The 26,425-nt window shown below is 70.4% G+C and carries 27 protein-coding genes and 2 pseudogenes; 9 read left to right on the top strand and 20 right to left on the bottom strand.

Annotated elements, in window-relative coordinates:
* Positions 1-21: 21 nt before the first annotated feature.
* Positions 22-1,545 carry a catalase gene (locus tag GTY67_RS25610; protein ID WP_093692609.1) on the bottom strand — a complete coding sequence of 508 codons (1,524 nt, stop codon included), beginning with the start codon at positions 1,543-1,545 and terminating at the stop codon, positions 22-24.
* Between the two features lie 177 nt (positions 1,546-1,722).
* Positions 1,723-1,989, bottom strand: coding sequence for a GlsB/YeaQ/YmgE family stress response membrane protein (locus GTY67_RS25605; protein WP_093692608.1), 267 nt, complete (start codon positions 1,987-1,989; stop codon positions 1,723-1,725).
* A gap of 393 nt (positions 1,990-2,382) precedes the next feature.
* Between GTY67_RS25605 and GTY67_RS25600 the strand changes: the two genes are divergently transcribed.
* On the top strand, positions 2,383-3,114 hold the full coding sequence (locus tag GTY67_RS25600; RefSeq protein WP_161280424.1) for an MBL fold metallo-hydrolase: 732 nt from the start codon (positions 2,383-2,385) through the stop codon (positions 3,112-3,114).
* A gap of 24 nt (positions 3,115-3,138) precedes the next feature.
* Here the strand turns inward: GTY67_RS25600 and GTY67_RS25595 are convergent, their stop codons facing one another.
* Entirely contained in the window at positions 3,139-3,546 is a 408-nt protein-coding gene (locus GTY67_RS25595) for a RidA family protein (protein WP_093692606.1), read from the bottom strand.
* Positions 3,547-3,655: 109 nt separating this feature from the next.
* On the opposite strand from GTY67_RS25595, the gene GTY67_RS25590 reads away from it, so the two are divergent.
* On the top strand, positions 3,656-4,081 hold the full coding sequence (locus GTY67_RS25590; protein ID WP_093692605.1) for a helix-turn-helix domain-containing protein: 426 nt from the start codon (positions 3,656-3,658) through the stop codon (positions 4,079-4,081).
* On the top strand, positions 4,081-4,530 hold the full coding sequence (locus GTY67_RS25585; RefSeq protein ID WP_161281599.1) for a hypothetical protein: 450 nt from the start codon (positions 4,081-4,083) through the stop codon (positions 4,528-4,530). The genes GTY67_RS25590 and GTY67_RS25585 overlap by 1 nt, the downstream gene beginning before the upstream one ends.
* Positions 4,531-4,605: 75 nt before the next feature.
* On the opposite strand, the gene GTY67_RS25580 is transcribed toward GTY67_RS25585, so the two are convergent.
* Complete coding sequence (locus GTY67_RS25580) at positions 4,606-4,881, bottom strand: hypothetical protein (RefSeq protein ID WP_161280423.1); 276 nt, start codon at positions 4,879-4,881, stop codon at positions 4,606-4,608.
* 130 nt (positions 4,882-5,011) lie between these two features.
* On the opposite strand from GTY67_RS25580, the gene GTY67_RS25575 reads away from it, so the two are divergent.
* Entirely contained in the window at positions 5,012-5,626 is a 615-nt protein-coding gene (locus GTY67_RS25575) for a GNAT family N-acetyltransferase (RefSeq protein WP_161280422.1), read from the top strand.
* A gap of 31 nt (positions 5,627-5,657) precedes the next feature.
* On the opposite strand, the pseudogene GTY67_RS25570 reads toward GTY67_RS25575, so the two are convergent.
* Positions 5,658-6,587: pseudogene (locus GTY67_RS25570) on the bottom strand (S66 peptidase family protein).
* 101 nt (positions 6,588-6,688) lie between these two features.
* Here GTY67_RS25570 and GTY67_RS25565 point away from each other — a divergent pair.
* A complete protein-coding gene (locus GTY67_RS25565; protein WP_161280421.1) occupies positions 6,689-7,084 on the top strand; it encodes a hypothetical protein in 396 nt (131 codons plus the stop codon).
* A 146-nt stretch (positions 7,085-7,230) separates the two neighbouring features.
* Entirely contained in the window at positions 7,231-7,404 is a 174-nt protein-coding gene (locus tag GTY67_RS34690; protein WP_202462756.1) for a hypothetical protein, read from the top strand.
* Between the two features lie 37 nt (positions 7,405-7,441).
* On the opposite strand, the gene GTY67_RS25560 is transcribed toward GTY67_RS34690, so the two are convergent.
* Together GTY67_RS25560 and GTY67_RS25555 are read right to left on the bottom strand one after the other, a co-directional pair.
* The gene (locus GTY67_RS25560) at positions 7,442-8,431 is read right to left on the bottom strand and encodes an NAD(P)/FAD-dependent oxidoreductase (RefSeq protein ID WP_237502912.1); all 990 of its coding nucleotides are present in this window, start codon (positions 8,429-8,431) and stop codon (positions 7,442-7,444) included.
* A gap of 77 nt (positions 8,432-8,508) precedes the next feature.
* Positions 8,509-8,922, bottom strand: coding sequence for an ATP-binding protein (locus tag GTY67_RS25555; RefSeq protein WP_161280420.1), 414 nt, complete (start codon positions 8,920-8,922; stop codon positions 8,509-8,511).
* Between the two features lie 113 nt (positions 8,923-9,035).
* Here GTY67_RS25555 and GTY67_RS35170 point away from each other — a divergent pair.
* Together GTY67_RS35170 and GTY67_RS25545 are read left to right on the top strand one after the other, a co-directional pair.
* A pseudogene (locus GTY67_RS35170) lies at positions 9,036-9,830 on the top strand (helix-turn-helix transcriptional regulator); the annotation flags it as partial.
* A 29-nt stretch (positions 9,831-9,859) separates the two neighbouring features.
* The gene (locus GTY67_RS25545; RefSeq protein ID WP_161280418.1) at positions 9,860-10,129 is read left to right on the top strand and encodes a DUF397 domain-containing protein; all 270 of its coding nucleotides are present in this window, start codon (positions 9,860-9,862) and stop codon (positions 10,127-10,129) included.
* Positions 10,130-10,229: 100 nt separating this feature from the next.
* On the opposite strand, the gene GTY67_RS25540 is transcribed toward GTY67_RS25545, so the two are convergent.
* The 4 genes from GTY67_RS25540 to GTY67_RS34685 form a co-directional block, all read right to left on the bottom strand.
* Complete coding sequence (locus GTY67_RS25540; RefSeq protein WP_093692597.1) at positions 10,230-10,472, bottom strand: hypothetical protein; 243 nt, start codon at positions 10,470-10,472, stop codon at positions 10,230-10,232.
* Positions 10,473-10,648: 176 nt separating this feature from the next.
* Positions 10,649-11,533, bottom strand: a complete 885-nt coding sequence (locus tag GTY67_RS25535) for an AraC family transcriptional regulator (RefSeq protein WP_161280417.1) — start codon at positions 11,531-11,533, stop codon at positions 10,649-10,651.
* 177 nt (positions 11,534-11,710) lie between these two features.
* Positions 11,711-11,944, bottom strand: coding sequence for a hypothetical protein (locus tag GTY67_RS25530; protein ID WP_093692595.1), 234 nt, complete (start codon positions 11,942-11,944; stop codon positions 11,711-11,713).
* Positions 11,945-12,011: 67 nt separating this feature from the next.
* Entirely contained in the window at positions 12,012-12,176 is a 165-nt protein-coding gene (locus GTY67_RS34685) for a hypothetical protein (RefSeq protein ID WP_202462755.1), read from the bottom strand.
* Between the two features lie 91 nt (positions 12,177-12,267).
* On the opposite strand from GTY67_RS34685, the gene GTY67_RS25525 reads away from it, so the two are divergent.
* Positions 12,268-13,275 carry an ElyC/SanA/YdcF family protein gene (locus GTY67_RS25525; protein ID WP_161280416.1) on the top strand — a complete coding sequence of 336 codons (1,008 nt, stop codon included), beginning with the start codon at positions 12,268-12,270 and terminating at the stop codon, positions 13,273-13,275.
* Positions 13,276-13,292: 17 nt separating this feature from the next.
* Here the strand turns inward: GTY67_RS25525 and GTY67_RS25520 are convergent, their stop codons facing one another.
* The 9 genes from GTY67_RS25520 to GTY67_RS25480 form a co-directional block, all read right to left on the bottom strand.
* The gene (locus GTY67_RS25520) at positions 13,293-14,681 is read right to left on the bottom strand and encodes a DUF4449 domain-containing protein (protein WP_161280415.1); all 1,389 of its coding nucleotides are present in this window, start codon (positions 14,679-14,681) and stop codon (positions 13,293-13,295) included.
* A 58-nt stretch (positions 14,682-14,739) separates the two neighbouring features.
* Complete coding sequence (locus tag GTY67_RS25515; RefSeq protein ID WP_161280414.1) at positions 14,740-17,838, bottom strand: glycoside hydrolase family 3 N-terminal domain-containing protein; 3,099 nt, start codon at positions 17,836-17,838, stop codon at positions 14,740-14,742.
* Positions 17,839-17,970: 132 nt separating this feature from the next.
* Positions 17,971-19,383, bottom strand: a complete 1,413-nt coding sequence (locus GTY67_RS25510) for a GH1 family beta-glucosidase (RefSeq protein WP_161280413.1) — start codon at positions 19,381-19,383, stop codon at positions 17,971-17,973.
* A 43-nt stretch (positions 19,384-19,426) separates the two neighbouring features.
* Positions 19,427-20,422, bottom strand: a complete 996-nt coding sequence (locus GTY67_RS25505; protein ID WP_161280412.1) for an ABC transporter ATP-binding protein — start codon at positions 20,420-20,422, stop codon at positions 19,427-19,429.
* A complete protein-coding gene (locus tag GTY67_RS25500; RefSeq protein ID WP_161280411.1) occupies positions 20,419-21,444 on the bottom strand; it encodes an ABC transporter permease in 1,026 nt (341 codons plus the stop codon). Before GTY67_RS25500 ends, GTY67_RS25505 begins: the two co-directional genes overlap by 4 nt.
* Before the next feature lie 6 nt (positions 21,445-21,450).
* Positions 21,451-22,431, bottom strand: a complete 981-nt coding sequence (locus tag GTY67_RS25495) for an ABC transporter permease (protein WP_093692586.1) — start codon at positions 22,429-22,431, stop codon at positions 21,451-21,453.
* On the bottom strand, positions 22,428-23,501 hold the full coding sequence (locus GTY67_RS25490) for an ABC transporter ATP-binding protein (protein ID WP_161280410.1): 1,074 nt from the start codon (positions 23,499-23,501) through the stop codon (positions 22,428-22,430). The genes GTY67_RS25495 and GTY67_RS25490 overlap by 4 nt, the downstream gene beginning before the upstream one ends.
* Positions 23,502-23,519: 18 nt before the next feature.
* Complete coding sequence (locus GTY67_RS25485; protein ID WP_093692584.1) at positions 23,520-25,199, bottom strand: ABC transporter substrate-binding protein; 1,680 nt, start codon at positions 25,197-25,199, stop codon at positions 23,520-23,522.
* 87 nt (positions 25,200-25,286) lie between these two features.
* On the bottom strand, positions 25,287-26,261 hold the full coding sequence (locus tag GTY67_RS25480) for a LacI family DNA-binding transcriptional regulator (RefSeq protein ID WP_093692583.1): 975 nt from the start codon (positions 26,259-26,261) through the stop codon (positions 25,287-25,289).
* Positions 26,262-26,425 lie beyond the last annotated feature (164 nt).

Below are 26,425 nucleotides of genomic sequence, written 5' to 3'. Positions count from 1 at the left end.
CCTGGGAAGTGCGCTCTCGTCTCAGGCCTTGTGCTGCATCGACGAGCGGGCCGGGTTGGCCTGCTTCGCCGCCTTCGGGTCCTTCTCGCCCGCCTTCGCGCGTACGCCCTGCTCCACGCGCTTGCCGAGCGTGCTGTCGACGTTCGACCAGTACGTGAACGCCCGCTGGAGCACCGGCTCGGTCACTCCGTTGAGCAGGTGGCCGACGATGTTGTCCACCAGCCGGTCCCGTGCCGCGTCGTCCAGGACCTCGCGGACCATCGTGCCCGCCTGGCCCCAGTCGTCGTCCTCGGCGTGGTCGACGTAGGCCGCGCGGGTGATCTCGCCGTCGGCGTACCAGCTCGGCGGGGTGCCGTAGCGCTCCGTGTCGGCCGCCGGGCCGCCCTTGGAGTTCGGGGCGTAGACCGGGTCGCTGGTCTTCCGGTACGCCATCGCCCCATCCTTGGAGTACGTGTGCACCGGGGCGATGGGAGCGTTGACGGGCAGCTGCTGGTAGTTGCCGCCGATGCGGTAGCGGTGCGCGTCGGCGTAGGAGAACAGCCGCGCCAGGAGCATGCGGTCCGGGCTCGGGCCGATGCCGGGGACGAAGTTGTTCGGCTGGAACGCCGCCTGTTCGATCTCGGCGTGGTTGTCCGTGGGGTTGCGGTCCAGCGTCATCCGGCCGACCTCGATCAGCGGGTAGTCGCTGTGCGGCCACACCTTGGTCAGGTCGAACGGGTTGAACCGGTAGTCCTTCGCCTCCTCGTACGGCATGATCTGGACCTTCAGCGTCCAGCTCGGGTACTCGCCGTCGCGGATGTGCTCGAACAGATCACGCGTGTGGTAGTCCGTGTCCGCGGAGGCCATCTGGTCGGCCTCGTCCTGCGTGAACGTCTCGACGCCCTGGTCGGTCTTGAAGTGGTACTTCACCCAGAACCGCTGGCCCGCCTCGTTGATCCACATGTACGTGTGCGAGGTGTAGCCGTTCATGTGGCGCCAGGAGCGCGGGATGCCCCGGTCGCCCATCAGCCAGGTGACCTGGTGCGCCGACTCCGGCGAGAGCGTCCAGAAGTCCCACTGCATGTCGTGGTCGCGGAGGTTGTTGTCCGCCCGGCGTTTCTGGGACCGGATGAAGTGCTGGAACTTCATCGGGTCCTTCACGAAGAACACGGGGGTGTTGTTGCCCACCATGTCGTAGTTGCCTTCGCTGGTGTAGAACTTCACCGCGAAGCCGCGCGGGTCCCGCCAGGTGTCCGGGCTGCCCCGCTCCCCGGCGACGGTGGAGAACCTGGCGACCAGCTCGGTCGTGGTGCCGGGCTGGAAGAGCGCGGCCTTCGTGTACGCGGAGACGTCCGCGGTCACCTCGAACTTCCCGAACGCGCCGCTGCCCTTGGCGTGCGGCTGCCGCTCGGGGATGCGTTCGCGGTTGAACTGCGCCATCTGCTCGATCAGGTACGAGTCCTGGAGCAGGATCGGTCCGCCCGGGCCGACGGTGAGCGAATGCTCGTCGCTCTCCACCGGGGCGCCGGAGTCGGACGTGGTCGGCTTGCGCGAGGTGTCGGTCATGTCGTCGTTTCCTCTTGTTTGTCTTCCGCAGACGTGTCGGCGATGGCTCCTACTACGGCTGCCCTACTGACCCTCTGCCAATGTAGGCAAACGCGGACGAAACGACCCGTCGAGGACGTCGAGGAAGTGGACATCGAGGAAGTCGAGGACCGGGTCGTTCCGAGGCGCGGGGCCCCGTCAGCGGGACCGCTGCCCCGTGACCACGCGGTAGAGCAGCAGGACGATCACCGAACCGACGATGGCGGCGATCCACGTCGACAGGCTGAAGAATCCGTCGATCGAGTCCACGCCGAAGATCACCTTGCCCAGCCAGCCGCCGAGCAGCCCGCCCACGATGCCGATCACGATCGTGATGAGACAGCCCCCGGGGTCCTTGCCCGGCGTCAGCGCCTTGGCGATGAGTCCCGCGAACAGGCCGATGAGGATCCAGGCGATGATGCCCACGAAATTCTCCCTTTACGTTGCCGACGTACCGGCACCCCTGTGGCGCCCGGCACCCTCCGCGTATCCCCGTAACGCAAGCTCACACATGGACCGGGCAGGGTCCTCACCCCGGGTTCCGTCATCGACCGGGACGCGTTACGCCAAAAGAGCCCGGCGCCCCTCGGCCCGCTGCACCGAAAGGGGCCCGGCACCCCTCGTCCCGGTACGCCGAAGGGAGCCCGGCACCCCTCGGCCCGTCACGCCGGGCGGGAGGATCCGGGGCCCAGAAGCGCCGAGGCGAGCAGGCCGGCCGGCCAGTCCTCGTAGGCGTCGGCGTGCCAGCCGCGGCCGGCGGTCAGCCGGGTGAACAGGTGCGGCCCGGTCAGGGCCCAGCAGGAGTCCGCCAGGCGGGCGGTGTCGGCGCCCGGGGGCAGGGCGCCCGTCTCCTGGTCGAGGAGTCCGACGGCCCTGGTCCTCATCGACGCGGGACTCCCGTCCCACCCCGGCCGACTGCGCGAACACCTGGCAGGCTCCGACCGCTCCCTGGCCGACATCCGCGCCGTACTGCTGACCCACGGCCACCCCGACCACACCGGCCTGACCCGCGCCCTCCAGCGGGCCGGTGCCGACATCCGGGTCCATGAGCAGGACGCCGCCATCCTTCGCGACGGCCCACGCAGCGCCCTGCGCCACGCCAAGCCGGAACGTTCCATGCTGGCCTACCTGCTGCACCGGTCCGCAGCGATCACCACCCCGCTGCACCTCGCCCGCAAGGGGGCCTTCACGGCCCCCGCCACTCCCGGCGTGCGGGTCTTCGCCACCGACCGGCGGCTGGACGAGGTCCCCGGCAGCCCCCGGGCCGTCGCCCTGCCCGGCCACACCCAGGGCAGCACCGGCTACCTGTTCCCCGAGCGCGGCCTGTTCTTCACCGGCGACGCGCTGGTCACCCATGACGGCCTGACCGGACACACCGGCCCCTCCCTGGTCTGCCGGGGCTTCACCCATGACAGCCACGCGGCCCTGGCGTCCCCCGACCGGATCGACGGGCTGCCCGCAGAGACCGTGCTCCTGCCCGGCCACGGCGAGCCGGTCACCGGCGCCCCCCGGACCGCCACGGACCAGGCACGCCGGTCCGGTCTGCGCTGAGGGCCGGTGGCTCGGGGGACCTGCTCAGTCCAGGACCGCCGTCGCCTCGATCTCGACCAGATGCTCCGGTACGTCGAGGGCCGCGACGCCCACCAGCGTGCCCGGCGGCACCGGGGTGGTGCCCAGCTTCTCCGCCGCCCGGGCCGCGCCCTCCAGGAACTGCGGCATCTTGTCGGGCGTCCAGTCGACGACGTACACCGTCAGCTTCACCACGTCCTCGAAGGACCCCCCGGCCCCGGCCAGGGCGGTCGCGATGTTGAGGTAGCACCGCTCCACCTGGGCGGCGAGGTCGCCCTCACCGACCGTCGTGCCGTCCGCGTCCCAGGCGACCTGTCCGGCGACGAAGACGAGCTTCGAGCCCGTCGCGATCGCGACCTGCCGGTAGACACCGACCTTCGGCAGTCCCTCGGGGTCCAGCAGAGTGATGGCCATGTCCGACGCCTCCTCGTGAAGACCTCTCGGTCTCTTGTGGTTACCCAGGAACCGTAGGAGAGTCAGCCCTGACGTGGAAGAACGCACTTTTCGGTGACGGAGGAACCTCATGGTGACCCAGCAGTTCAGCGGCTCGCCCGACGAGGCGGACCTGCGGCGCGCGGACTCCCTGGCGCGGGAGATCTTCTCGGACGTCGCCAACAAGTGGGCGCTCCTGATCATCGAGGCCCTCGGCGACCGCACCCTGCGCTTCAGCGAGGTCCTGAAGGAGGTCGACGGCATCAGCCACAAGATGCTCACCCAGAACCTCCGCATGCTGGAGCGCAACGGCCTGGTCGAGAGGACCGTGTACCCCACCGTGCCACCGAAGGTCGAGTACACCCTCACCGAGCCGGGCCAGGGCCTGCGGGGCACCGTCCACCTCATGTGCGACTGGACCCAGAAGCACCTCGGCCATATCGAGGAGGCCCGCGGCCGGTTCACGGGCCCGTCCGACGGAACGCCCGGCCCCCTTCGTGCGTCTGTACGGACGTGATGGATTTCCTGGACCCGTCCGATCAGGGCGGCGCCGCAGACGACGAAGTGACCGTGCGCCCGGGCCCGTTGTGGCGCCACGCCCTCTGGGTGGTGGGCGTCGCCGCCTTCGGGGTGGGCCTGGGCTGGGCCGGCTCGCTGTTCCGCCTCGGCCCCGATGACTACGGGCTGCTCACCGCCGCCCCGGGGTCGCCCTGGACGTACGTCGGCACCTGGGCCGCCACAGGCCTGGCGGCGGCGGCCGTTCTGCGGGCCGCGGCGGCGCGGGTGCCGGTCCCCTCCCCCGGCACGATCGCCGTCATCCTCCTTTTCATCGGCACGCGCCTCTCCCTGGGCTGGCGCCCGGAGACACCGGAGCTCGCCGCGATGGCGGGGGCCGCGGTGGTACTGGCGGCCGTCTGGGCGGGCATCGCCCTGCGGAACGGGAGCAGGGCCGAAGTCCGGCCGTGACCGCAGGCGCTGCCGCGCTCGGACACGGAAGGCTCGGGCACGAAGACCTCGGGCGGGGGCAGAGAGCGCCGGCGGTCAGGGCAGGATCAATTCGGGCCGGATGTCGGCCAGAACGTCCAGGTGGTCGAGGCGAACGGCCAGCGCGGAGAGCCGGTCGTACTCTTCCCGCTTCAGCGTCAGCCCGTACGAGTTCACCGTGTTGACGAGGTGGTCGATGGCGATCTCCGGCTCGTCGTTGGCCGCAAGTTCACGCATCGACCGGAGCGCCGGAACGGCGATCCGACGCTCGCCGGTCTGCCGCTGGAGCGAGCCGACGAGCGTCACGATGATGAACTCCGCGTGGTGATCCATGACTTGCCTCAACGACCTGACTCATTACTCATTCCCGTCGGCTTCCCCTGGACTGTGACTGTACGGCCCCGGGAACCTCGGAAGGGACCCCGGGGCAGTCACCAAGATCATCGCGTGCAGAATGGCCTTTATGCCGATATCGAACCTTCCGCTGTCGAACCTGCCGCGCACGGCCACGGCCGACGACGCCCCGGACATCAGCCGCATCCTGGCCCTCGCCTTCGACGACGACCCGATGATGCGCTGGTTCTTCCCCGAAGGCGCCTCGCGCGAGGCGGAGTTGGCCCGCTACTTCACCACGATCTTCACCCGGCAGTACGTCCGCCACGGCGTGTGCGAGCGCACCGGCGCGGCGGCCGCGTTCTGGGTGGCACCGGAGGCGCAGGCCAAGGCCGTTCCCGACGCGGAGACCATCCAGGAGCTCCAGAACCTCCTGGGCGACCGGGCCGTCCTGTTCCGGGACGCCGTGGAGACGGCCGCCCGCCACACGCCCCAAGAACCGCACTGGTCCCTGGCGTTGATCGGCGCCGACCCCGCCGCCCAGGGCCAGGGCCACGGCGCCCGCCTCCTCCGCTCGGGCCTGGCGAAGGCCGACGCGGCGGGGCAGCCCGTCTACCTGGAGTCCTCCAAGGCCTCCAACCTCCCCGTCTACGAACACTTCGGCTTCACCGTGCGCGAGGAGCTCCAACTCCCGGGCGACGGCGGCCCGAAGCTCTGGGGCATGTGGCGCGAGCCGCGCACCTGAGCGACCGGGGGCGCGGGAGCCGGCCCAGGCGTCAGTCCAGCGTCCGGGTCAGCTCGCTGCGGGTCCCGGTATGCACGACCCGGCCGCGCGCCCCGTTGACGATCGGCGGGTACGGCGGAACGTGCCCGCACTCCACATCGGCGATGATGGGCACATCCAGGGAGCCGAGCGCGTCGAGTACCGCTTCGTGCTGGGTGAGCGAATCGGTGCCGGGTGCCGAGGTCCGGCCGACGAGGATCGCGTTCGCCGCGTCGAAGAAGCCGGCCGGCCGCATCCCGTGCAGGTTCCGGCAGATGGCGAAGGCGTCGTCGCCACCCGCTTCGACATGGACGAGGAGCCCCTGCGGGACTCGGCCCGCGCAAAGGCGGAGACGTCGGGAAAGGCCGTTCCCGTGAGGTTGCAGAGCGTCTCGATACAGCCCCCGATCAGGCGCCCCTCGGCCTCCACGTCCCCCTCTCCGTCCAGCCGGGTCCATCCGCCGGGTGTGTCCGGCGTGTACGTGCGTACGTCGGGTCGGGCGCGGTAGTCGTCCTGCCCCGCGGCCCGGTGGCGGCCGGGAGATACCTGCGTGAAGCGGTGCCCCACGGGTGCGGCGACGATGTCAAGCCGCGACGACAGCCCCTCGGGCACCCGGTAGGGCGTGTCCATGAGGTTGTTTCCGTGCACGGTGGCCGTTCCCGCGAGGAGGGTGAACGGCGTCATGACGGTCGACAGGTCGGAGAACCCGACCAACCAGGTCGGCTCGGCCTCACGCAGGCGGTCCCAGCCGAGCAGGGGCAGCAGGTCGATCGCCGTCTCCCCGCCCCAGGGCGGCACCACGGCCCTGATGCCGGGGTCCGTCAGCATTGCCGTCAGCTCGGCGGAGCGGTCGGCGGCCGGGGCACCGACATGGCCGTCGCCGCTCATGCAGCGCCCGACCACGGCCTCGTACCCCCCGTTCCTCCACCTCACGGATCGCCACATCGAGGCGCCCCTGAAGCTCTTTCGGGACTCCACTCGACAAGGTCGATCGGCTCGCGACCAGGGGGATCAGGGATCAGGGATCATGGTCAGCCCAGGACCGTGGAAGCGGCGAGCGGGCGCCTCCGGGCCATCGCCGACATGGCGGCCCGCACCCGGGGCGAGCTGGCCGCGCTCGTGAAGAAGGGCCTGCGGTACGAGGGCATAGGCATCGGCTACGCAAAGGCGCGGGTCGACGTCGAGGTCACCTCCATGGACGTCACCGACCAGGCGGCCACGCTGCGACTCACCGACCACACCCGCCTCTGCTTCGTCCTCACTCCGCAGGAGATCGAGGACGGTTCGCCCGAGTGCGAGGAGGCGTCGCTCCCCCGCACCATGACCTTCGCCCGGGAAGCCGACGGCACGTGGCTGCTCTCCTCCGACACGGTCGACGAGGCAGGCGGGCCGCTCCCGACGACCGAGGTGGACGAGGCCCGGTTCGACGCCGCCGCCTGAGCGCCCCGCCGCCGCATGAGTACCTTCCACCACCGCCCTGAGTACGACACCCCCTCCACCACCGGCCCCCGCCCGTGCGAGAGTTCAGCCCACGGAGCCGGGGGGCTCCGGCTGACGGGTCTGTGCGCGATGGGGTGGGACGAACCGTGGATCTGTTCGACGCGGAGCTGGGCGGGCGGGACGAGCCCGAGGCGGGCGAAGGAGGCGGCGGCTGCTCCTGGGTCACCGTCGTCATCCTCGGGATCTTCCTGCTGCTGGCGGTGCTGATCCATACGTTCTTCGGGTGGGCGGGCGACCTCCTCTCCGCCGTGTTCTCGTAACGCCACCCGCCGGGCCCCGACCCAGGCGCGCTCGTCCTCAGCCGCGCCGCCGGGCCTCCACCGCGTTACGGGTGTCCTCGGCGATCAGGTCCCCGTTGATCGCGCTCCCCGCCATCAGCCCGGCCGCGGCGGCGCCGATGACCTGTTCCATGAGGCGGGTGACGTTGCCCGCCGCCCAGACACCGGGGACCTCCGTCGCGCCGACCGGGTCGGTGGGGATGTACGTACCGATCACCTCGCCGCCCACCTCCTGCGCCACCGGGACCAGGCCCAGCGATTCGAGTACGGCCGAGCGCGCGGTGAACCGGGCCTGGATCACGAGCGCCTCGCGCGCGATGACCCGGCCGCCCGCCAGTCGTACGCCGGTGAAGCGGTCGTCCGCGACCTCCAGGCCCACCACCTCGCCGTCCACCACGGCCACGCCCCGCGCGGCCAGCTGCTCGTACTCCTCGTCCGTCGGCTCCGGGCCCGTGTGACGGAAGAGCGTGACGTCATCGGTCCACTGCCGCCACATCAGCGCCTGATGTACGGCGAGGGGCCCGGTGGACAGCACCCCGACCGGGCGGTCCGCCACCTCGCGCCCGTGGCAGTACGGGCAGTGCAGCACATCACGCCCCCAGCGCTCCGCCAGCCCCGGTACGGGCGGCAGCTCGTCCACGAGCCCCGTCGTCACCAGGAGCCTGCGCGCCCCGACCATCGCGCCGCCCTCCAACACCACCCGGAATCCGTCGCCCTCCGGCAACCGCTCGGCCGACGCCACCCGGCCCTCGACGACCTCCCCGCCGTACCCGGCCACCTCGCCCCGCCCGATCGCCAGCAGCTCCCCGGGCGGCGTCGACTCACGGCCCAGGTAGTTGTGCACATGGGACGCCGGAGCGTTACGGGGCTCCCCCGCGTCGATCACCAGCACCGAGCGCCGGGCCCGCGCCAGGGTCAGCGCCCCGCTCAGCCCGGCCGCCCCGCCACCCACGACCACCACGTCGTACCGCTGCTGCTCCATGTCGCTCCCGTCCGTCCTGCTCGTCATGCGGACCACCTCCAGTTGGTGGAGATGGTGCGCGCAGGGCGGACGGAACGACAAATACACTTGCCGGAACAGCAAGGTCACCCGAGGTTGAACTCGCACCACACGATCTTGCCGGGGTTCCGCTCCGCCACTCCCCACTTGTCCGCCAGCGCCGAGACGAGCAGCAGCCCGCGGCCGCCCTCGTCGTCCACGTCCGGCCAGCCGTCGGCCGCCCGGACCTCGCCGTCGCCGCTGTCGTGCAGCTCGATCCGGAGCGCCCGCTCCGTCCGCTCCAGGTAGATCAGCACACGGAAGCCACGCCCCGGCGGGACGCCATGGCGGAGGGCGTTGGTCGCCAGTTCGGTTACGCAGAGCAGCACGTCGTACGCGCGCTCATCGCACTCCCACTCGATGAGCGCCTTGCGGGTGAACCTGCGTACGACCGGGATCGAACTGCGGTCGCGACAGTAGAAGGCCGTGCGGAAGTAGGGGAGTTGAATCGTCTTGTTCATGCTTCCACGCTCACACACCGTCACTACGCTGAAGCAGGGCGGAAGGCCGTACAAATGAATCTGTACGACCTCTGACGGGTAGACAGCGGCACGAAACGGGGGAGAGCCATCTCATGCAACCGGGAAAGCAGAGCGGCATCAGGCGGGTCACTTCGTGGCAGCTGGTCGGGGCGCAGTTGCGCCACTTCCGCAAATTGGCCGGCCTGACACAGGGAGGCCTGGCCGAGCGGGTGGGGGTCGGCGAGGACACCATCGCCTCCATCGAACAGGGGCGACGGGCGCTTCAGTTGGACTTGGCCGTCAAGCTGGATGAACTACTGGAGACCAAGGGCGCGTTGCGAGTCGCCGTCGAGAAGATCCCCAGGAAGGAGCGCTACCAGGCGCTGGTCAGGGACTTCGTTCAGTACGAGCAGGGCGCGGTGAGCCTCATCTCGTACGAGTCCCAGCTCATTCCGGGGCTGCTCCAGACCGAGGCGTACGCACGCTTCATCTTCGGCTGCAACTACCCGCCGCTCGAAGAGGAGGAGATCGAGAAGCGGGTGATGGATCGTCTCGACCGCCAAAAGATTCTGGATCGCAAGCCCCGGCCGATCCTCCACTTCATCCTGGAGGAGAGCATCCTGCACACCGAGTTGGGCGATCCCGAAGTGATGCGAGAACAGCTCCTGTATCTGCGGCGTTGCATGGATCTGCCGTTCGTCACCATTCAGATCATGCCCCGGAATACCCCTCGGCACGCCGGACTAGGAGGGCCGTTCGTCCTGCTGGAGACTCCCGACCACGAACAGCTCGCCTACGTCAGCGGCCAGCTGCGTGCAGAGCTGTACGACGATCCGGCCGACGTCAGCGCTCTTATGCAGAGGTATGGGATGCTGCGTTCACAGGCGCTCACCGTCGAGGAAAGCGCCCGGCTACTGGACGCACTGCTTGGAGAAACATGTCCCGCGCAGCACACCCGGCCCCCGGCCACACCGCCCTCCACTGGTTCAAGTCCAGCTACAGCGACGGCGACGGCGGCAACTGCATCGAGGTCGCCTACCACTGGACCAAGTCCAGCTACAGCAACGGTGACGGCGGAGACTGCGTAGAAGTCGCCGCCCACCCCACCGCCATCCACATCCGCGACTCCAAGGTCACCGACGGCCCCGTCCTCACCGTGGAGCCCGCAGCCTGGGGCGCCTTCGTCCGGAGCGGTACCGCTCTCTGAGCCGTACCGCGCCCGGCACCTCGACCGCCACGGACCCGCCACGCCCCGCCCCCGGCATCTCGGCCGGAAGCGGGGCGGTTCTCATGGGTGCGGGGGCGGCCTAGTAGCGCACCCACAGCTCGTACACGCCGGGCTTGCCCGCGTACGGGTTGCAGATGAAGACGCGGCTCCAGAGGGCCGCGTCAGCACCGGCGTTGCCGACGGACTGACACTCCGCCAGGCTGGAGTGGTGGCTGCGGAGCCAGAAGCCGGGGCCGGTCGCGGAGGCGGTGGAGGCCGCGCCCAGGACCATCGTGGCCGCCGCTACAGCGGTGACCGCGAGCGTGGTGATACGTCTACGCATGTCGGTAACTCCGTTTTCAGTCAATGCACATGACGGTGCATCAGTGAATGAGTAGAGCCGAACCGATCAGCGCGCGCCGCCAGGAGAAAGCTAGCGAGCGGCGAGCCCCCGCACAATAGGTCTGGACCAATAAGGCATCGCATATGCCCCCTGGCCGTAAACCTGCGCCCTGCCCCTTATTCGCCCGGCCGCCCGTCCGACCGCTCCACCGGGATCCATAGCTCCGCCTCCGCCCGCTTGCCCTCCTCGTACAGCCGCACCCGCAGGATCTCCGGGCCGGGCCGGGAGGCGTACGGGTTCGACGGGAACCACTGGGTGAACACGTCCCGCCAGAGGTACTGGAGGGCCTGCGGAAACGCGCCCTCGCTCTCGAAGACCGCCCAGGAACCGGCGGGTACGGCGAGGGAGTCCAAGTCCTCCGGAGGTTGCTGCCGCCCCGTCACCACGCCGTGGTAGTAGTCGAGTTCGGTGCCCTCGGCCCGGCTCGGGTCCAGCTGGTCGCTCACGCCGACCAGCCCGGCCGGCTCCTGGTCGGAGAGGGCCGCGATACGGTCCAGCTCCTCCCGGCCGATCCCCCGGATGAACTCCGCGATGGCCTGATTCGGACCCTCGTGGACGAGGGGGACGCGTGCCCGCCTCCCCACCACCCGGAACGCGTCCTTCTCCACCAGCCTGTAGCGCATGGCACTGCTCCCTTCGACGACGAGTCGGAAGGTCAGGCGTTGCTGGGACCGCAGAACCGCACCGGTACGTCGCGCCTCGCCGGGCCCGATGCCGTGGACGGCCCGGAAGGCACGGGCGAAGCCCTCCCCGGTGTCGTATCCGTACCGCACCGCCACCTCCAGCAGCGTGCGGTCCGGGGCGCCGAGCACCTCGGCGCCCGCGACGGTCATGCGGCGACGGCGGATGTACTCCCCGAGCGGCACGCCCGCCAGCGCGGAGAACATCCGGCGGAAGTGGTACTCCGAGGTCATCGCGGTGCGCGCCAGCTCTGCGGCCTCGATGCGCTCACCGAGATGCGTCTCGATGTACTCCATGGCCTCGTTCAGCCGGTCCAGCAATCTTGTCCCGCCTTCCTTTCCCGTTCACCGTAGGAAGGGACCACCCTGCCGGACCCGACCGATCCACGCCCGGATCGGTCGGGGAGCCGCGCACACGAAAGGCGGCCCACCGGTTCTTCCCGGTGGGCCGCCTGTGTTCCGTGACTGCGTCCGTGTCTGTGGTCTCTGTGCGTCGGCTCAGCTGAAGCGGGCGTCGGAGAGGGTCGTGGTCACCGTGCCGGCGGTGGAGGAGGTCGTCTCCGCCGCTCCGTCGACCAGCGCGCCGAGCTCGCTGACGTTGTCCAGCGCGCCGAGGCTGATGGGCGGCTCGGCCGCATGGGCGGTGTCCCCGCCTCCGGGGTGCGGGGCGATGGCGGCGATGACCGCTCCGGTGGCGAGGGTGACGGCGGCGAGAACGCTTCGCTTCTTCATGACGGGTTCAACGGCTCAGCCCCCGGAAAGGGCACGCCCTGAATTTCCGAGGTGCCGACGGTGGGGGTCACCGGGCCGCGACGCCTCGGTCCGCCCGGCGCACCTCCCCCGCGGCCAGCACCATGCAGGAGGCGCCGACAAGCAGCACGCCAGGGATCAGTGCGGCCAGCGTCAGCAACACGGCGCCCAACCCGGCCGCCACGCCCCCGTGCAGTTTGAATGTCCACCCCATGCGCCGCAGCCTGACACAGCGACCGTTTCCGGCCACCACCGGGCCCCACCTCGCCGTCAACCGCCCGGACCCCGCCGCCTACTGTGGGCTCATGCTGGTCTACGCCCCCGCGGCGCTCCTCCTCCTCTTCTTCTGTGTGAGCGTCCTGCACGATCGCAGGAAGTTCAGCAACGCCATCGTCCTGGGGCTTGCCGTGCTCTGCGCCCTGGCCGCCTGGCTGTACGAGCTCATCCGGTCCGAGTCCACCTCGGGCGCGGTCGCGGCCTGGGCGCTGTTGACGCTCGGGGCGGTGGCCGTCCTCCTGCTGACGTACTTCCTCTTCGTCAACGGCGTACGGATGCTGCGGAAAGAGGGGCGGAGTCCGACCAATCTGCTCTCGCTGGGCGCCGCCCTCGCCATCGTCGGGGTCGTCGCGCTGCTGGCCGCCGCCGTGAGCGTACGGAATCCGGTGCTGATCGGGGTGGCGGCCGCGACCGGTGGGCTGGCGCTGTACTTCTCGTTCCTGTTCCTGTGCTTCGTCTGTTACGCGTTCCTCTACGGGCGGCTGCGCGTGCGCCGCAAGGCCGACTTCGTGGTGGTGCTCGGCTCCGGGCTCATCGGCGGGTCCACCGTGCCGCCGCTCCTCGCGAGCCGCCTCAAGCGGGGGCAGGCCGTACACGCGCAGCTCGCCAAGCGCGGGGGCTCGCCCCTGCTCATCACCTCGGGCGGGCAGGGGCCCGACGAGGAGGTGCCGGAGTCCCACGCGATGGCCGACCACCTGGTGGCCGAGGGGTTCCCGGCCCACCTGATCAGGCGCGAGGACCGGTCGACGAACACCGAGGAGAACCTGCGGTTCAGCAAGGCGATCATGGAGGAGGCGAAGCCCGACTACCGGTGCGTCGTCGTCACGAACAACTACCACGCCTTCCGGGCCGCCCTCACCGCCCGCCGGGTCCACATCCGGGGGCAGGTCGTGGGCTCGCCCACCGCCGCGTACTTCTGGCCCAACGCGACCCTCCGCGAGTTCGCCGCCGTCCTCGTCGACTACAAGCGGATCAATGTGGTGCTGTGTTCGCTGATCGTCCTGGGCGGCGTGCTCGTCTGGTGGGCCGTGCGGTAGACCGGTGGCAGGGGGTTCTAGAAGCCTCCGCCGAAGTCGCCGCCGCCGAACCCTCCGCCGTCGCCGAAACCGCCTCCGTCCCCGAAGCCGCCGAAGCCCGACGAGTCGAAGTCGGAGCCGGAGAAGTCGCCGCCGCCCCATTCGCCGCCCGCGCCGCCGCCGAAGTCACCGCCGCCGTACTCGGAGGCGTACGCCGGGGTGGCGAGCATGGAGCCGAGCATCGTGCCCATCAGCAGGCCGGGGAGCAGGCCGCCGCCGAAGTAGCCGCCGGCCCAGGGGCCGTAGGCCGGGCCCGCCTCCCAGTACGGGCGGCGGTTGCCGTCGCCGACGTCGACCGTACGGCTCATGGGGTCCTCGCCCCGGGTCAGCCGGATCTCGTCGGCGCCGCAGACCGGTACCTCGCGGGACGCGCCGCCGGAGGGGGTCCAGAGCACGTCGGTGACCGAGGGGCCGTGGCGCGGGTCGAAGAAGCAGGGCGGGCGGCGGGCCGGTATCTCCGCCCCCGTGCGGCGGGCCTCCAGGACCGCCAGCGAGTAGCGGCCGTCCTCCAGGGACTGGGTGACCCCGCGCACGTCCGAGGGGTGCTCGGCCTTCTCCATCCTCGTCTTGGCGCTCTCGTAGGAGTCCAGGGCGCGTTCGTAGTCGCCGCGCATGGTGTCGTCGGCGCCCGCTTCGGCGGGGTGGAAGTCCAGGCGTTCCAGCGTCTCGCCGTACGCGGTGATGTCCTCGTCCACGACGACCCGCAGCTTGTCGAGGGCCGCCCGCTCCTCCTCCGCCCTCCTCCGCTTGTTCCGGCGCGAGATCGCGTACGCACCCGCGCCGCCCGCCGCGACCAGGGCGCCGAGCGTGATCAGGCCGGAGACCGGGGCGCCGGGGTCGTCTGCCGCGCCGCCTCCGCCGGACCAGGAGGCGGGGGCGGTGCCCCGGGCCTGTTCGACGGCCCGGTCGACGAAGGCGTTGAGCTGGGCCGATGCGTCGGCGGCGGTGGCCGGGTTCTTGACGGATGCGGTCAGGTTCTCGACCGCCCTCGTGGGCATGACCTGCGGGTCCGCGCCCGCGTTGAAGCCGTCACCGAGGCGGACCGCGTAGACCCCGGTGATGCCGGTGTCGTTGCGCAGCGTACGGAGGAGGCCTTCCTCGGGGAAGGCCTCGGTGTCGGGCAGTACGGCGACGAAGACCGGCTTGTCCGCGTTCTGGATGGTGGCTTCCAGGGCCTTCTCGTCAGCGACGGAGAGCTGATCGCGGGCGGCCGGGTCCACATGGACCGGGTCCTCGCGCAGGGCCTGGGCGGCGTCGGTGATCGTCGCCGCGGGGGCGGCCGACGCAGGGGAGGTCAGGGCGAGTGCAGCCGCTGCGATGATGAGCAGCAGGCCCGCCAACAGCGTGGGGAAGAGCCTTTTCCTCATACTTAACGCTACTCCAGGCGGGCGACGAACGCCGTCGCCCGCCTGGAGCACCGCACTGCTAGGCCGCGCGGTACGCCGTACGCAGCTTGGCCACCGCTCCGGTCAGATCACCGGTGAGCAGCAGGTGGTCCGCCTCCGCGAACGGCTTGGAGACCGCCTGCGTGAACTTCCCGTTGATCTTCTGCTGGACCAGCAGCCGGGCCTGGTCCACGATCGCCTTGCCCGCCGGGGTCTTCCCCAGCTTCGCCTTCTCGGCGACCTGGGCGGCGACGGCGAGGGCCGCGAGGGTCAGCTCGCCGCCGGCCGGGGGCTTGTTCAGGGTGGTCAGGCCCCAGCCGTAGGGGAACTGCGGGTCGTACGCCGTGTCCCCGACGTTGATCGGAAGCTGCGCCTCCGACTTCGGCCAGGTCACCGGCAGCTGTCCGGTGAAGGCGCGCTTGCCGTAGAGGACGTCGGCCACGCCGTCGCCCTCGGAGCCCGGCAGCCAGGAGGCCACCAGCGCGTTGATCCTGCCGAGCTGGTCGCCGATGAGCTGGGGGCGGCCCGAGACGATGAGGACCGCGCACTTCATGGCCGCGCAGACCTTGTCGACGGCGGCCTTGTCGGCGGCCGTCAGCTCCAGGTCGTGGCCGTTGCCGACATCCCCGATGCCTTCGGCGTACGGGGTCTCGCCGACGACCACCACACCGACGTCGTAACCGTCCGTGGCGGCGGAGGCATCCTTGGAGTAGGTGACGGAGTCGGGGTTCTTCGCCGCCTTCTTCATGCCCTCCAGGATCGTCGTGCCCGGGGTGATCTTGCCGGACGAGCCCTGCCAGCTGATCGTCCAGCCGCCGGCCTGGTTGCCGATGTCGTCGGCGTTGGACCCGGCGACGTACACCTTCTGGTCGGGCTTGAGCGGCAGGACGGCGCCGTAGTTCTTCAGGAGCACCTGCGACTTGGCGGCCGCCTCGCGGGCCACCGCGCGGTGCTCGGCCGAGCCGACCCTGCCCAGGTGCGTGGTGTCCGCGTACGGCTTCTCGAAGAGGCCGAGGCGGAACTTCTGGGTCAGGATGCGGGAGACCGCGTCATCGATCCGGGCCTGGCTGATCCGGCCCGCCGCGACCTCGTCCTTGAGCGTCTTGGTGAACTCCTGGTACGCCGTCGGGACCATGATCATGTCGAGTCCGGCGTTGATCGACGTACGGACGTCGCTCGGGTAGTCGCCGGGGATCTGGTCGATGGCCTGCCAGTCGCTGATGACGAAGCCCTCGAAGCCCATGCGGTCCTTGAGGGCCCCGTTGATCATCTCGGCGTTGGCGTGCATCTTCACCGGGCCCTGGCCGTCGCCCAGGATGTCGAGGGAGGAGTACGAGGGCATGACCGTGCCCACGCCCCGCTTGACCGACTCCGCGAACGGCGACAGGTGGACGGCCTCCAGCTCCTGGCGGGTGACCTTGGTGATGCCCTGGTCGATCGTGTACGAGCCGGTGGTGGCGGAGCCGTACTCGGTGCCGCCGTCGCCGACGAAGTGCTTCGCGCTGCCGAGGACCTTGTCGTTGCGGTGCAGGTCCTTGCCGGAGGGGGCGCCCTGCATGCCCTGGATGACCGTCTCCATGGCCTCGACCAGCGCCGGGTCCTCACCGAACGCCTCGTAGGAGCGGCCCCAGCGCTCGTCGCGCGTCACGCAGACGCAGGGGGCGAAGTCCCACGGGATGCCGGTGGCGCGGACTTCCCTGGCGGTGACGGCGCCCGTCTTCTCGGCGCTCTTCGGGTCGCGGCCCGCGCCGATGCCGATGTTGTGCGGCATGATCGTCGCGCCGATGACGTTGTTGTGGCCGTGCACCGCGTCCACGCCGTAGATCAGCGGGATCTGGAAGCGGGTGGCCTGGGCGCGCAGCTGGTAGGCGTCGACCATCTTGGCCCAGGCGGCGGCCGTGTTGGGGGTGGGGACCGAGCCGCCGCCGGAGAGCAGCGAGCCGAGGTCGTAGGCGGCGATGTCGCCGGGGGTGCGCAGCGCGTTGCGCTCGGCCTGGGTCATCTGGCCGGCCTTCTCGGCGGGCGACATGCGGGCCAGCAGGTCCGCGACGCGCTGCTTCACCGGCAACTTGGCGTTCTGGTACGGGAGTCCGTGGGCGTCGATGACGACCTGCGGGTTCTCCGCGGGGGCCTTGGCGCCGGTGACGGTCAGCTCCAGCGGGATCGTCTTCGCCTCGGAGGGCGCGGCCGCCTTCGCTGTGCGCACGGTGACCTTGTGCGTGGTCCCGGACGCGGTGCCCGCGGGGAAGGTGTGGCTGCCGGTGACCGGGGTGTAGTCCTTGCCCGCGACCGCCGTGCCGCCCTTGGTGGCGTACTCGACGGTGATGGGCTCCTCGGTGGGGACGGAGCCGGTGGTGGCGACGGAGAGGGTGATGCCCGCGCTGGTGCCGTTCTTCACGGGGTGGACGGCCGCGTCGGCGACCACGCTCGCGGTGAGCGCCGGGTCCGCCTTGCCGTACAGCTCCACGGCGTCCAGGGCGAAGGTGCCGGGGGCGCCGGTCGGGAAGGTGAAGGCGTAGCCCCACATCTCGTTGAGGCCGAGGATCTGGTCGATGCCGCCGACGGGCTGGTAGTCGGCCCGGTAGACGAAGTCCGCGAAGGGGATCTCGACCAGCTGCCAGCCTTCCCAGTCGTCGGTGAAGGAGGTGGTCCACAGCTCGGACGCGCCGCCGTTCGCGCCGCCGTCCTTGATCTCGAAGTGGATGCGCTTGCCCGAACCGGGCGGCAGGGGCGCGGTGTTCTGGCCGTACCACCAGAAGCGGACGCCCTTGTGCGCGGTCCAGTCCTGCGGCGGGGTGTCGACGGCGAACTCGTGGCTGAACCCGCCGTACGCGCTGATGTCGTAGGAGCCTTCGAGGACCTTCTCGCCCTCGGGGGCGTCCGCGCGCTCGGCGAGCTTCAGCTGCGGGTGGTCGGTGGCGTTGCCGCCCCAGGTGAAGATGGCGTCGGCGGGCGGGTTGTTGCCGAGCGGCACCTCGCCCTCGAAGCGGTCGATGAGCACGGGGGCCGGGTCGTCGGCGGCGGCCTGGCTGGGCGCGGCTCCGGCGAGCAGGGTGGCCAGGATCGCGGCGGCGGCCAGGAAGGCGGTCGCCGGTCTGCTTCTGCCCTTGCGGGGGCGGCGGTACGGGGTGTCAGCCATGGTGAGAGCGCTCTCATTTTGGGGCCGGGTGGATTGACGGTGTTACGGATCAGGGGCGTTGAGGCATCACGCGGTGGAGTCCCGGGGTGCGCACGGATGTTACCGCTGTTCGTCCCGGATGGGCCGGGGATGTTACCGCTGTTCGTCCCGGGTGAGCCGGATCGTGTCGCGGTACCACTTGGCGCTGTCCTTGAGGGTGCGGGTCTGGGTGGCGTAGTCGACGCGGACGATGCCGAACCGCTTGTCGTAGCCGTAGGCCCACTCGAAGTTGTCCATCAGCGACCAGGCGAAGTAGCCCCGTACGTCGGCCCCTTGGGCGCGGGCGGCGACGACGGCGTCGATGTGGTCGGCGAGGTAGGCGGTGCGGTCGGCGTCGGGGACCGAGCCGTCGTCGGCGACGGTGTCGTCGAAGGCGGCGCCGTTCTCGGTGATGACGGTCGGGATTCCGTAGTCGTTCTCCAACCGCACGAGGAGGTCGGTGAGTTCGGTGGGGGTGATCTCCCAGTCCATGGCCGTACGCGGCAGATCCCGTTCCACCACCCGGACCACGGGCAGCCCGTCGGTGTCGGCCGTCGATCCGTCCTCGGTGGTGCCGGAGAACTGCATGCCCCGGTAGAAGTTGACGCCGAGGATGTCCAGGGGCGTGGAGATGGCGGCCAAGTCGCCGTCCTGTACGGGGAGTTCGATGTTCCGGTCGGCCAGGTCCGCGACGACGTCCTGCGGGTAGCGGCCGTGGACGAGCGGGTCCAGATAGAGGCGGGTGCCCATGCCGTCGGCCCGGCGGCAGGCCTCCCGGTCGGCCTCGCTGGGCGTCTCCGGGGTGGCGGTGCCCAGGTTGAGGGTGATGCCGAGCTCCAGCGGGTTGCTTCCCGCCGCCTCCCGCATCGCCCGCGCGGCCAGGCCGTGGCCCAGGAGCAGATGGTGGACGGCGTGCAGGGAGGCGCCGAAGTCCTTGCGGCCGGGGGCGTGGACGCCCTCCGCGTACCCGAGCACCGCCGAGCACCAGGGCTCGTTCAGCGTGGTCCAGTGCTCCACCCGGTCGCCGAGCGCCTCGTACGCGAGAGCGGCGTACTCCGCGAACCGCAGGGCCGTGTCCCGCGCGGGCCAGCCGCCCGCGTCCTCCAGCTCCTGCGGCAGGTCCCAGTGGTAGAGGGTGATCCAGGGGGTGACGCCCCGCCCCTGGAGCTCGTCGACCAGCCGCTTGTAGAAGTCCAGCCCCTTGTCGTTGGCCGGGCCCCGGCCGCCCGGCTGGATGCGCGGCCAGGCGAGCGAGAAGCGGTACGTGTCGACGCCGAGGCCCGCGATCAGCTCCACGTCCTGCGGCATCCGGTGGTAGTGGTCGCAGGCCACGTCCCCGTTCTCGCCGCCCTCGACGGCGCCGGGGACCCGGCAGAAGGTGTCCCAGATGGAGGGGGTGCGGCCGTCCTCGGCGGCGGCTCCCTCGATCTGGTACGAGGAGGTGGCGACGCCCCAGCGGAAGCCGGCCGGGAGTCCCCGTACCGCGGTGGGACGGAGGATTCGCTGCGGGGTGGTGGCGAGGTTCATCCGGTCTCCGTACGTAGGGGCCTGGTCGGGTGGGGCAGCCTGGTCAGGAGTGCAGGTGGCAGGCGACCGTGCGGCGGTCTTCGGCGGGTGACAGGGCCGGGGCCGCCAGCAGCGGGACCCGTACGTCGCACGGCTCGAACGCCTTGCCGCAGCGCGGGTGGAACGCGCAGCCGGTCGGCATCGCGGACAGGTGCGGGGGCGAGCCGGGGATGCCGGTCAGCTCGCGGCGCGGGCCGTGGAGCGCGGGGAAGGAGTGGAGCAGCCCGTCGCTGTAGGGGTGTCGGGGGTCGCGGTAGATCTCCGCCGCGCCCGCCTCCTCCACGATGCGGCCCCCGTACATGATCGCGATCCGGTCCGAGAATTCGATCAGGAGCGAGATGTCATGGGTGATGAACACGACGGAGAAGTTGAGCTGTTCCCTCAACTGGACCAGCCGCCGCAGAATCTGACGCTGCATCACGACGTCCAGCGCGGTCGTCGGCTCGTCCATGATGACGATCTCGGGCTCCAGGGCGAGCGCCATCGCGATCATCACGCGCTGCCGCATCCCGCCGGAGAGCTGGTGCGGGTAGGCGGCGAGCCGGTCGGCGGAGATCCCGACGAGGCTCAGCAACTCCTTGGCCCGGTCCGTGCGTTGGGCCTTCTTCAGTTCGGGGCGGTGGGCTTTGAGGACGTCGGTGAGCTGGCTGTGGACCGTGTGCACCGGGTTGAGGGAGTTCATCGCCCCCTGGAACACGATGGACAGCTCCTGCCAGCGGAAGGCGCGCAGCTGCTCCGGGGAGAGCGAGAGGATGTCGAGGCGGTCGCCGCCCGGCCGGTGGTAGTGGACGTCTCCCCCGGTGATCACCCCGGGCGGCTGGAGCAGCCGGGTCACGGCGTACGCCAGGGTCGACTTGCCCGACCCCGACTCCCCTGCCAGGCCGAGGACTTCGCCCCGGTGGAGGGTGAGGTCGATGTCCCGCAGGGCGTGCACCGCCCGCTCGTCGGTGCCGTAGTCGACGTTCAGTCCGCTGATGGTGAGGACCGGCTCGGCGCTCATGGGCGCGGCTCCTTGCTGCTGTGCTTGCGGTGGTCGGCACCCGGGGGCCGGTGGCCGCCGTTCAGGGGCTTGCGGGCGACGGGGGTGAAGCCGACGCGCATCTTGACCTTCCGGGAGGAGCCGGTGGCGGTGCGCAGGCGCGGGTTGACGAACTCGTCGATGCCGAAGTTGATCAGGGCGAGCGCGGTGCCCAGCAGGGCGATGCAGAGGCCGGCCGGGACGAACCACCACCAGGCGCCCTGGGCGAGGGCCTGGTTGGACTGGGCCCAGAAGAGGACGGTGCCCCAGTTCCAGTGCGAGATGTCCGCGACGCCGATGAAGGCGAGGGTGATCTCGGTGAGGACGGCGAAGATGACCGTGCCGACGAAGCCGGAGGCGATCACGGCGGTCAGGTTCGGCATGATCTCGAAGAGGATGATCCGCCAGGTCGACTCGCCGGTGGCGCGGGCGGCCTCCACGTAGTCGCGGCGGCGCAGCGACAGGGTCTGGGCGCGCAGGATGCGCGAGCCCCAGGCCCAGGAGGTCAGGGCGATGGCGAACGCGATGAGCAGATCGCCGGTGTCGGGGACGAAGCTCGCGACGATGATGATCAGCGGGAGGCCCGGCAGCACCAGGAAGATGTTGGCGAGCGCGGAGAGGATCTCGTCGACCGCCCCGCCGAGGAACCCGGCGCTGACCCCGATGAGGACGGAGAGCACGGTGGCGATGACCGCCGCGACGAACCCCACGATCAGGACGCCCCGGGTGCCCACGAGGATCTGGGAGAGGACGTCCTGCCCGGTGTGGGTGGTGCCGAACCAGTGGGCGCCGGACGGCGGTTGGAGGAGCTGGTCGCTCATCGCGTCGGGGTCGTACGGGGCGATCCACGGGCCGATCACGGCGAGCAGGACGAAGAACGCGAGCATGAGCAGCCCGGTACGGGTCTTGCCCCCGCGCAGGAACCGGAGCCGGGCCCGGCGGGTGGGCGCCTCGGGTGCGGGCGCGCCGTCCAGGACGGCGACATCGGTGGCGGTGATGGACATGGCGGGCTACGCCTCCTTCCGGGTGCGGGGGTCGAGGGCGGCGTAGACGAGGTCGGCGAGCAGGTTGGCGGCCAGGACCGAGAGCGTGATGATCAGGAAGACGCCCTGCATCAGCGGGTAGTCCTTGGCGCCGACCGCCTGGAGCAGCTGGAAGCCGATCCCCGGATAGGTGAAGACCATCTCGACCAGCAGCGTGCCGCCGACGATGAAGCCGAGCGAGAGGGCGAAGCCGGAGATGTTGGGGAGGACGGCGTTGCGGGCGGCGTAGCCGAACATCACGCGCCGCTCGGAGAGTCCCTTGGCCTGCGCCACCATCACGTAGTCCTCGGAGGAGACGGTGACCATCATGTTCCGCATGCCGAGGATCCAGCCGGCCACCGCGCTGAGCACGATCGTCACACCGGGCAGGAAGGCGTGGTAGAGCGCGCTGGAGATGAACGGCCAGTCGAAGGCCGGGACGAGGCTGTTGTCGTAACCGCCGGAGTTCGGGAAGAGGGACCACTTCTCGGCGAACAGGGCGATGGCGATGAGGCCGAGCCAGAAGTAGGGGATGGAGGAGATGAAGGTGGTGACGGGCAGCAGTCCGTCCAGCCACGAGCCGCGCTTCCAGCCGCTGTAGACGCCGATGCCGGTGCCGAGGACGAAGCTGAGGAGGGTGGTGACGCCGACCAGGGCGAGCGTCCACGGCAGGGACTGCGTGATCACCTCACTGACCGGGGTCGGGAAGAAGGTGAAGGAGAGGCCGAGGTCGCCGTCGAGGAGGTGGGCCCAGTAGTCGGTGTACTGCTGCCAGAGCGACTGCTGCTTGTCGAGGCCGAACAGGGCCTTGAGGGAGTCGATGGCCTTGGTGTCCAGCTGGCCCTGGTAGCGGCTGAGCAGGGCTTGCACGGGGTCGCCGGGCATCAGGCGCGGGATGAGGAAGTTGATGGTGATGGCGGCCCAGGCGGTGACGGCGTAGAAGGCGAGCCGTTGGAGGAGGTACTTCACCGGGAGGCCTCCTTGCCGGCCACGGTCGCACCGGCACCCGTGCCGTCGTACAGCCAGCACGCCGCCCACTGCCCGTCCGCCAGGTCGAAGCGGGGCGGGAGTTCGGTGCGGCAGCGCTCCATCGCCTTGGGGCAGCGGGGGTGGAAGCGGCAGCCGGCCGGCGGGGCGATGAGGGAGGGCGGTTCGCCGGTGCCGGTCTCCTCCTGCTCCTCCTCGGCGACGATCCGGTCCGGGTCGGGCGCGGAGGCGATGAGGAGCTGGGTGTAGGGGTGGGCCGGGCGCTGGGTGACGGTCTCGCTGTCGCCGCCCTCGACGATCCGCCCCGCGTACATGACGAGGGTGGTGTCGGCGAAGTAGCGGGCGGAGGCGATGTCGTGGGTGATGTAGAGGATCGCCAGGTGCAGGCGCTCCTTGAGGTCCCGGAGCAGGTTGAGGACGCCGAGCCGGATCGACACGTCCAGCATGGAGACCGGCTCGTCGGCGAGGAGGACCTGCGGGTCGGCGCCGAGGGCGCGGGCGATGGCGACGCGCTGGCGCTGCCCGCCGGACAGCTCGTGCGGGAACTTGTCCAGGTACTGGTGGGGCGGGGTGAGCTGGACCCGGTTCAGCAGGTCGGTGAGGGCCTGCTCCAGCTCCTTGTCGCCGCTGCCCGCCCGGCCGTGGATCTTCAGGGCGCGGGTGAGGTGGTAGCGCACGGTGTGCACCGGGTTCAGCGAGGCGAACGGGTCCTGGAAGATCAGCTGGACCCGGCGGACGTAACGGCGGAAGGACCGGCCACGACCGGCCACGACCGGCTTGCCGCCCAGCCGTATCTCACCCGAGGTGAGCGGATAGAGCTGGGCGAGCAGGCGGGCGACGGTGGACTTGCCCGAGCCGGACTCCCCCACCAGGGCCGTGACGGTGCCGCGCCGGAGCCGGAGCGAGACGTCGTCGACGGCGTGGACGCTGCGGCGCTCACGGGCGAACAGGTCGCGCGCGGTGCGGCGCAGGGGAAAGTGCTTGGTGACCCCGCGCGCTTCCAGCACCACATCGGTGCCGGTGCGCACGGGCTCGGACTGATCGGTGGTCATGGCCGGTTCTTCCCCGTACTACTTGGCGGGCGTGAGGTTCAGCACGATCTCCAGCGCGCTGGGCTGGGTGTGCTGCGGCGGGGCGTACGGGTTGGCCTCGGTGGGCCAGCCGATCCAGTTCTTGGTGGAGTATTCGGCGCCGATCGGGGCGGCGGCCGTCGGGATCACGGGCGCCTGCTCCACGAAGATCTTCTGGAGGGTGTGCAGCGCCTTGGTACGGGTCCCCTCGTCCTTGGCGTTGGCGTACTCCTTGAGGGCGGCGGTGGCCTCGTCGTTCTTGAAGCGGCCGAAGTTGCCCAGCTGGGAGCTCTTGCCGATGGGCTGGAGCAGGGCGCCGTCCATGATGTTCTGGTACATGTCGTAGGGCGTGGCGCCGCTGTTGGTCCAGTGCAGGGTGGCGTCGAAGTTGCCGTTGGCCACGTCCACGCCCCAGGCCTCGGCGGTCTGGGTCTTGACCTTGGCCTCGATGCCGAGCTGCTTGATGTTGTCCTTGATGATCGCGAGACCGGTGATGTAGTCGTTCCAGCCGGCCGGGTCGGTGAAGGTGAGTGTCACCGGCTTGCCGGACGGGTCCTTGAGCACCCCGCCTTGAAGTGTGAACCCGGCGTCGGCCAGCAGCTTCTTCGCCCCGGCGACATCGGGCTTGGTGTTGGCGCTCTGGTACTCGGGGGCGAGGAAGGGCTCACCGGCCGGGAGCGGGATGCCGGTGGGGTTGGTGATCTCCGGGTAGAGCGTGGCCTGGGCCTGGATGTGGATGGCCTTGCGGTCCACCACCATCGCCATCGCCTTGCGGAGCGCCGGGTTGTCGAAGGGTTTGCGGGCGGTGTTGAACCAGAGGCCGTGGATGCCGAGGCCGGAGGGGAACCACAGCTTGTGGTTCTTGGGGTCCTTGTCGATGAAGAGCTGCTTGTGGTTCGGCATGAAGACGAAGGACCACTCGACCTTGCCGGTGGCCAGCGCGGTGGTGGCGGCGCTGTTGTCGTTGTACGCCGTGTAGCGCAGCTCCTTCACCTTGGTCTTGCCGTTCCAGTAGGTCGGCGTGGCGATCAGGGTGGTGGTCTGCGGGGTGAACGTCTTCAGCTTGTACGGGCCGGAGCCGACGGGCGTGCGGTTGGGCCACGTCTCCGGGTTGTCGACCTTCTCCCAGATGTGCTTGGGCACGATGAAGGTCTGGATGATCTTGTTCTGGTTGACGAACTGGGACTCCTTGAAGGTCAGGACGACCTTCCCGTCCTCGACCGCGATCCCGTCGAAGGGGATTCCGTTGCCGTTGAGCGCCGGGTGCTTCTTCAAGAGGTTGAACGTGTACTCCACGTCGGCCGCCGTCAGGGGCTTGCCGTCGGCCCACTTCGCCCGGGCGTCCAGGGTGAAGGTGACCTTGGTGAAGTTGGCCTCCCACTCCCAGTCGGTGGCGAGCCAGGGGTCCGCCTTGTCGGTGGGCTTGATCATGTTCGTCATGGCCAGCGGCTCGTAGATCATGTACCGGTAGCCGAGCGTGGCGCCCGCCGAGGTGTTGAGGAACGGGTTGCTGTTGTTGGTCTGCGGCCCGTCCGGCTTGCCGAGGGTCAGTACGCCGGTGGCGGAGGCGCCACCGCCCTTGTTGGCACCGGAGTTGGCGTTCGAGCAGCCTGCGGCGAGGGCGATCACGACGGTGGCAGCGGCGACCGCTCTGAGCGTGGTGCGACGGCGTACGGGCATGGCGACTCCAGGGAAGGGCTGCCGGGTCGGGTCGATCCGGCGGAGGGTGGAAGGGGTGAGGCGGGGCGCGGCCGGGGGCCGGGTCCGTCACGGCGCCGAGTGGCGCACGACCAGTTCGGTGGGCAGCACGGCCGGGCCGTCGGGTACGGGCGTGCCGCCGAGGTGGGAGAGCAGCATCCGGGCGGCCGTCTCACCCATGCGGCGGGTGGGCTGGCGCACGGTGGTGAGGGGCGGTTCGGTGTGTTCGGCCATCGGGATGTCGTCGAAGCCGACGACCGCGACATCGTCCGGGACCCGGCGTCCGGCGGCGCGCAGGGCCCGCAGCACACCGGCCGCGCTGATGTCGTTGTGCGCGAAGACGGAGTCGAACCCGACGCCCCGGGCGAGGAGTTCCTCCATGGCCAGGCGGCCGCCGACTTCGGTGAAGTCCCCTTCGACGACGCGGACTTCGGGCAGGACCGAGCGGAACCCGCCGAGCCGGTCCCGTACGCAGCCGAAGTGCTGGGGTCCGGTGAGGACGACGGGCCTGGAGCGTCCGGCGGCGAGCAGGTGGCGGGCCGCCGACGCTCCTCCCTCGTGGTTGGTGGTCACGACGGAGGGGAACGCGGGGTGGTGGCCGCGGTCGTCGATGAGGACGATCGGCAGGCCGTCGCGGTGCAGGGCGGTGAGGTGGCCGAGGGTGTTCTCCGGCTCCACGACGACGAGCCCGTCGAAGGCGCGCGCGGTCACCTGGGTGGTGAAGCGCTGGACGGACTCGGCACCCCGGTTGCAGGTGAACAGCAGCAGCCCGTGGTCGGCGGCCTCGACGGTGTCGACGACCCCCTGGAGCAGCTCCCCCATCCACGGCCAGGTCAGCGAGGGGACCAGCATCCCGACGGTACGGCTGGAGCCACGGGCCAGGCCCACCGCTCCGGAGCTGGGCACATAGCCGAGCTGTGCGATCACTTCACGAACACGGGCGGCGGTGGCACCGTCCACCTCGCCCTTGGTGTTGATGACCCGCGACACGGTCGTCTTGCTGACGCCGGCCTCACGGGCGACATCGGCGATGGTGACACGCATCTGGGCCTCCGTTGGACCAGGCAAGGGGCAGGCTGAGCAGAGCAGGGACAGGGCTGGGGCAGGGCTGCGGAGCACGTACGGGAGACGCGTTCCGGTACCGGTTCCGGAACCGGTACCGGCGTTGCGGCAGGAGTTAACCCCGCCGACACAGGGCCGTCAATACT

This window comes from Streptomyces sp. SID8374 (genome assembly GCF_009865135.1).
In the GTDB taxonomy this organism is placed as follows: Bacteria; Actinomycetota; Actinomycetes; order Streptomycetales; family Streptomycetaceae; genus Streptomyces.
This window is presented reverse-complemented; position numbering and strand designations above follow the sequence as displayed.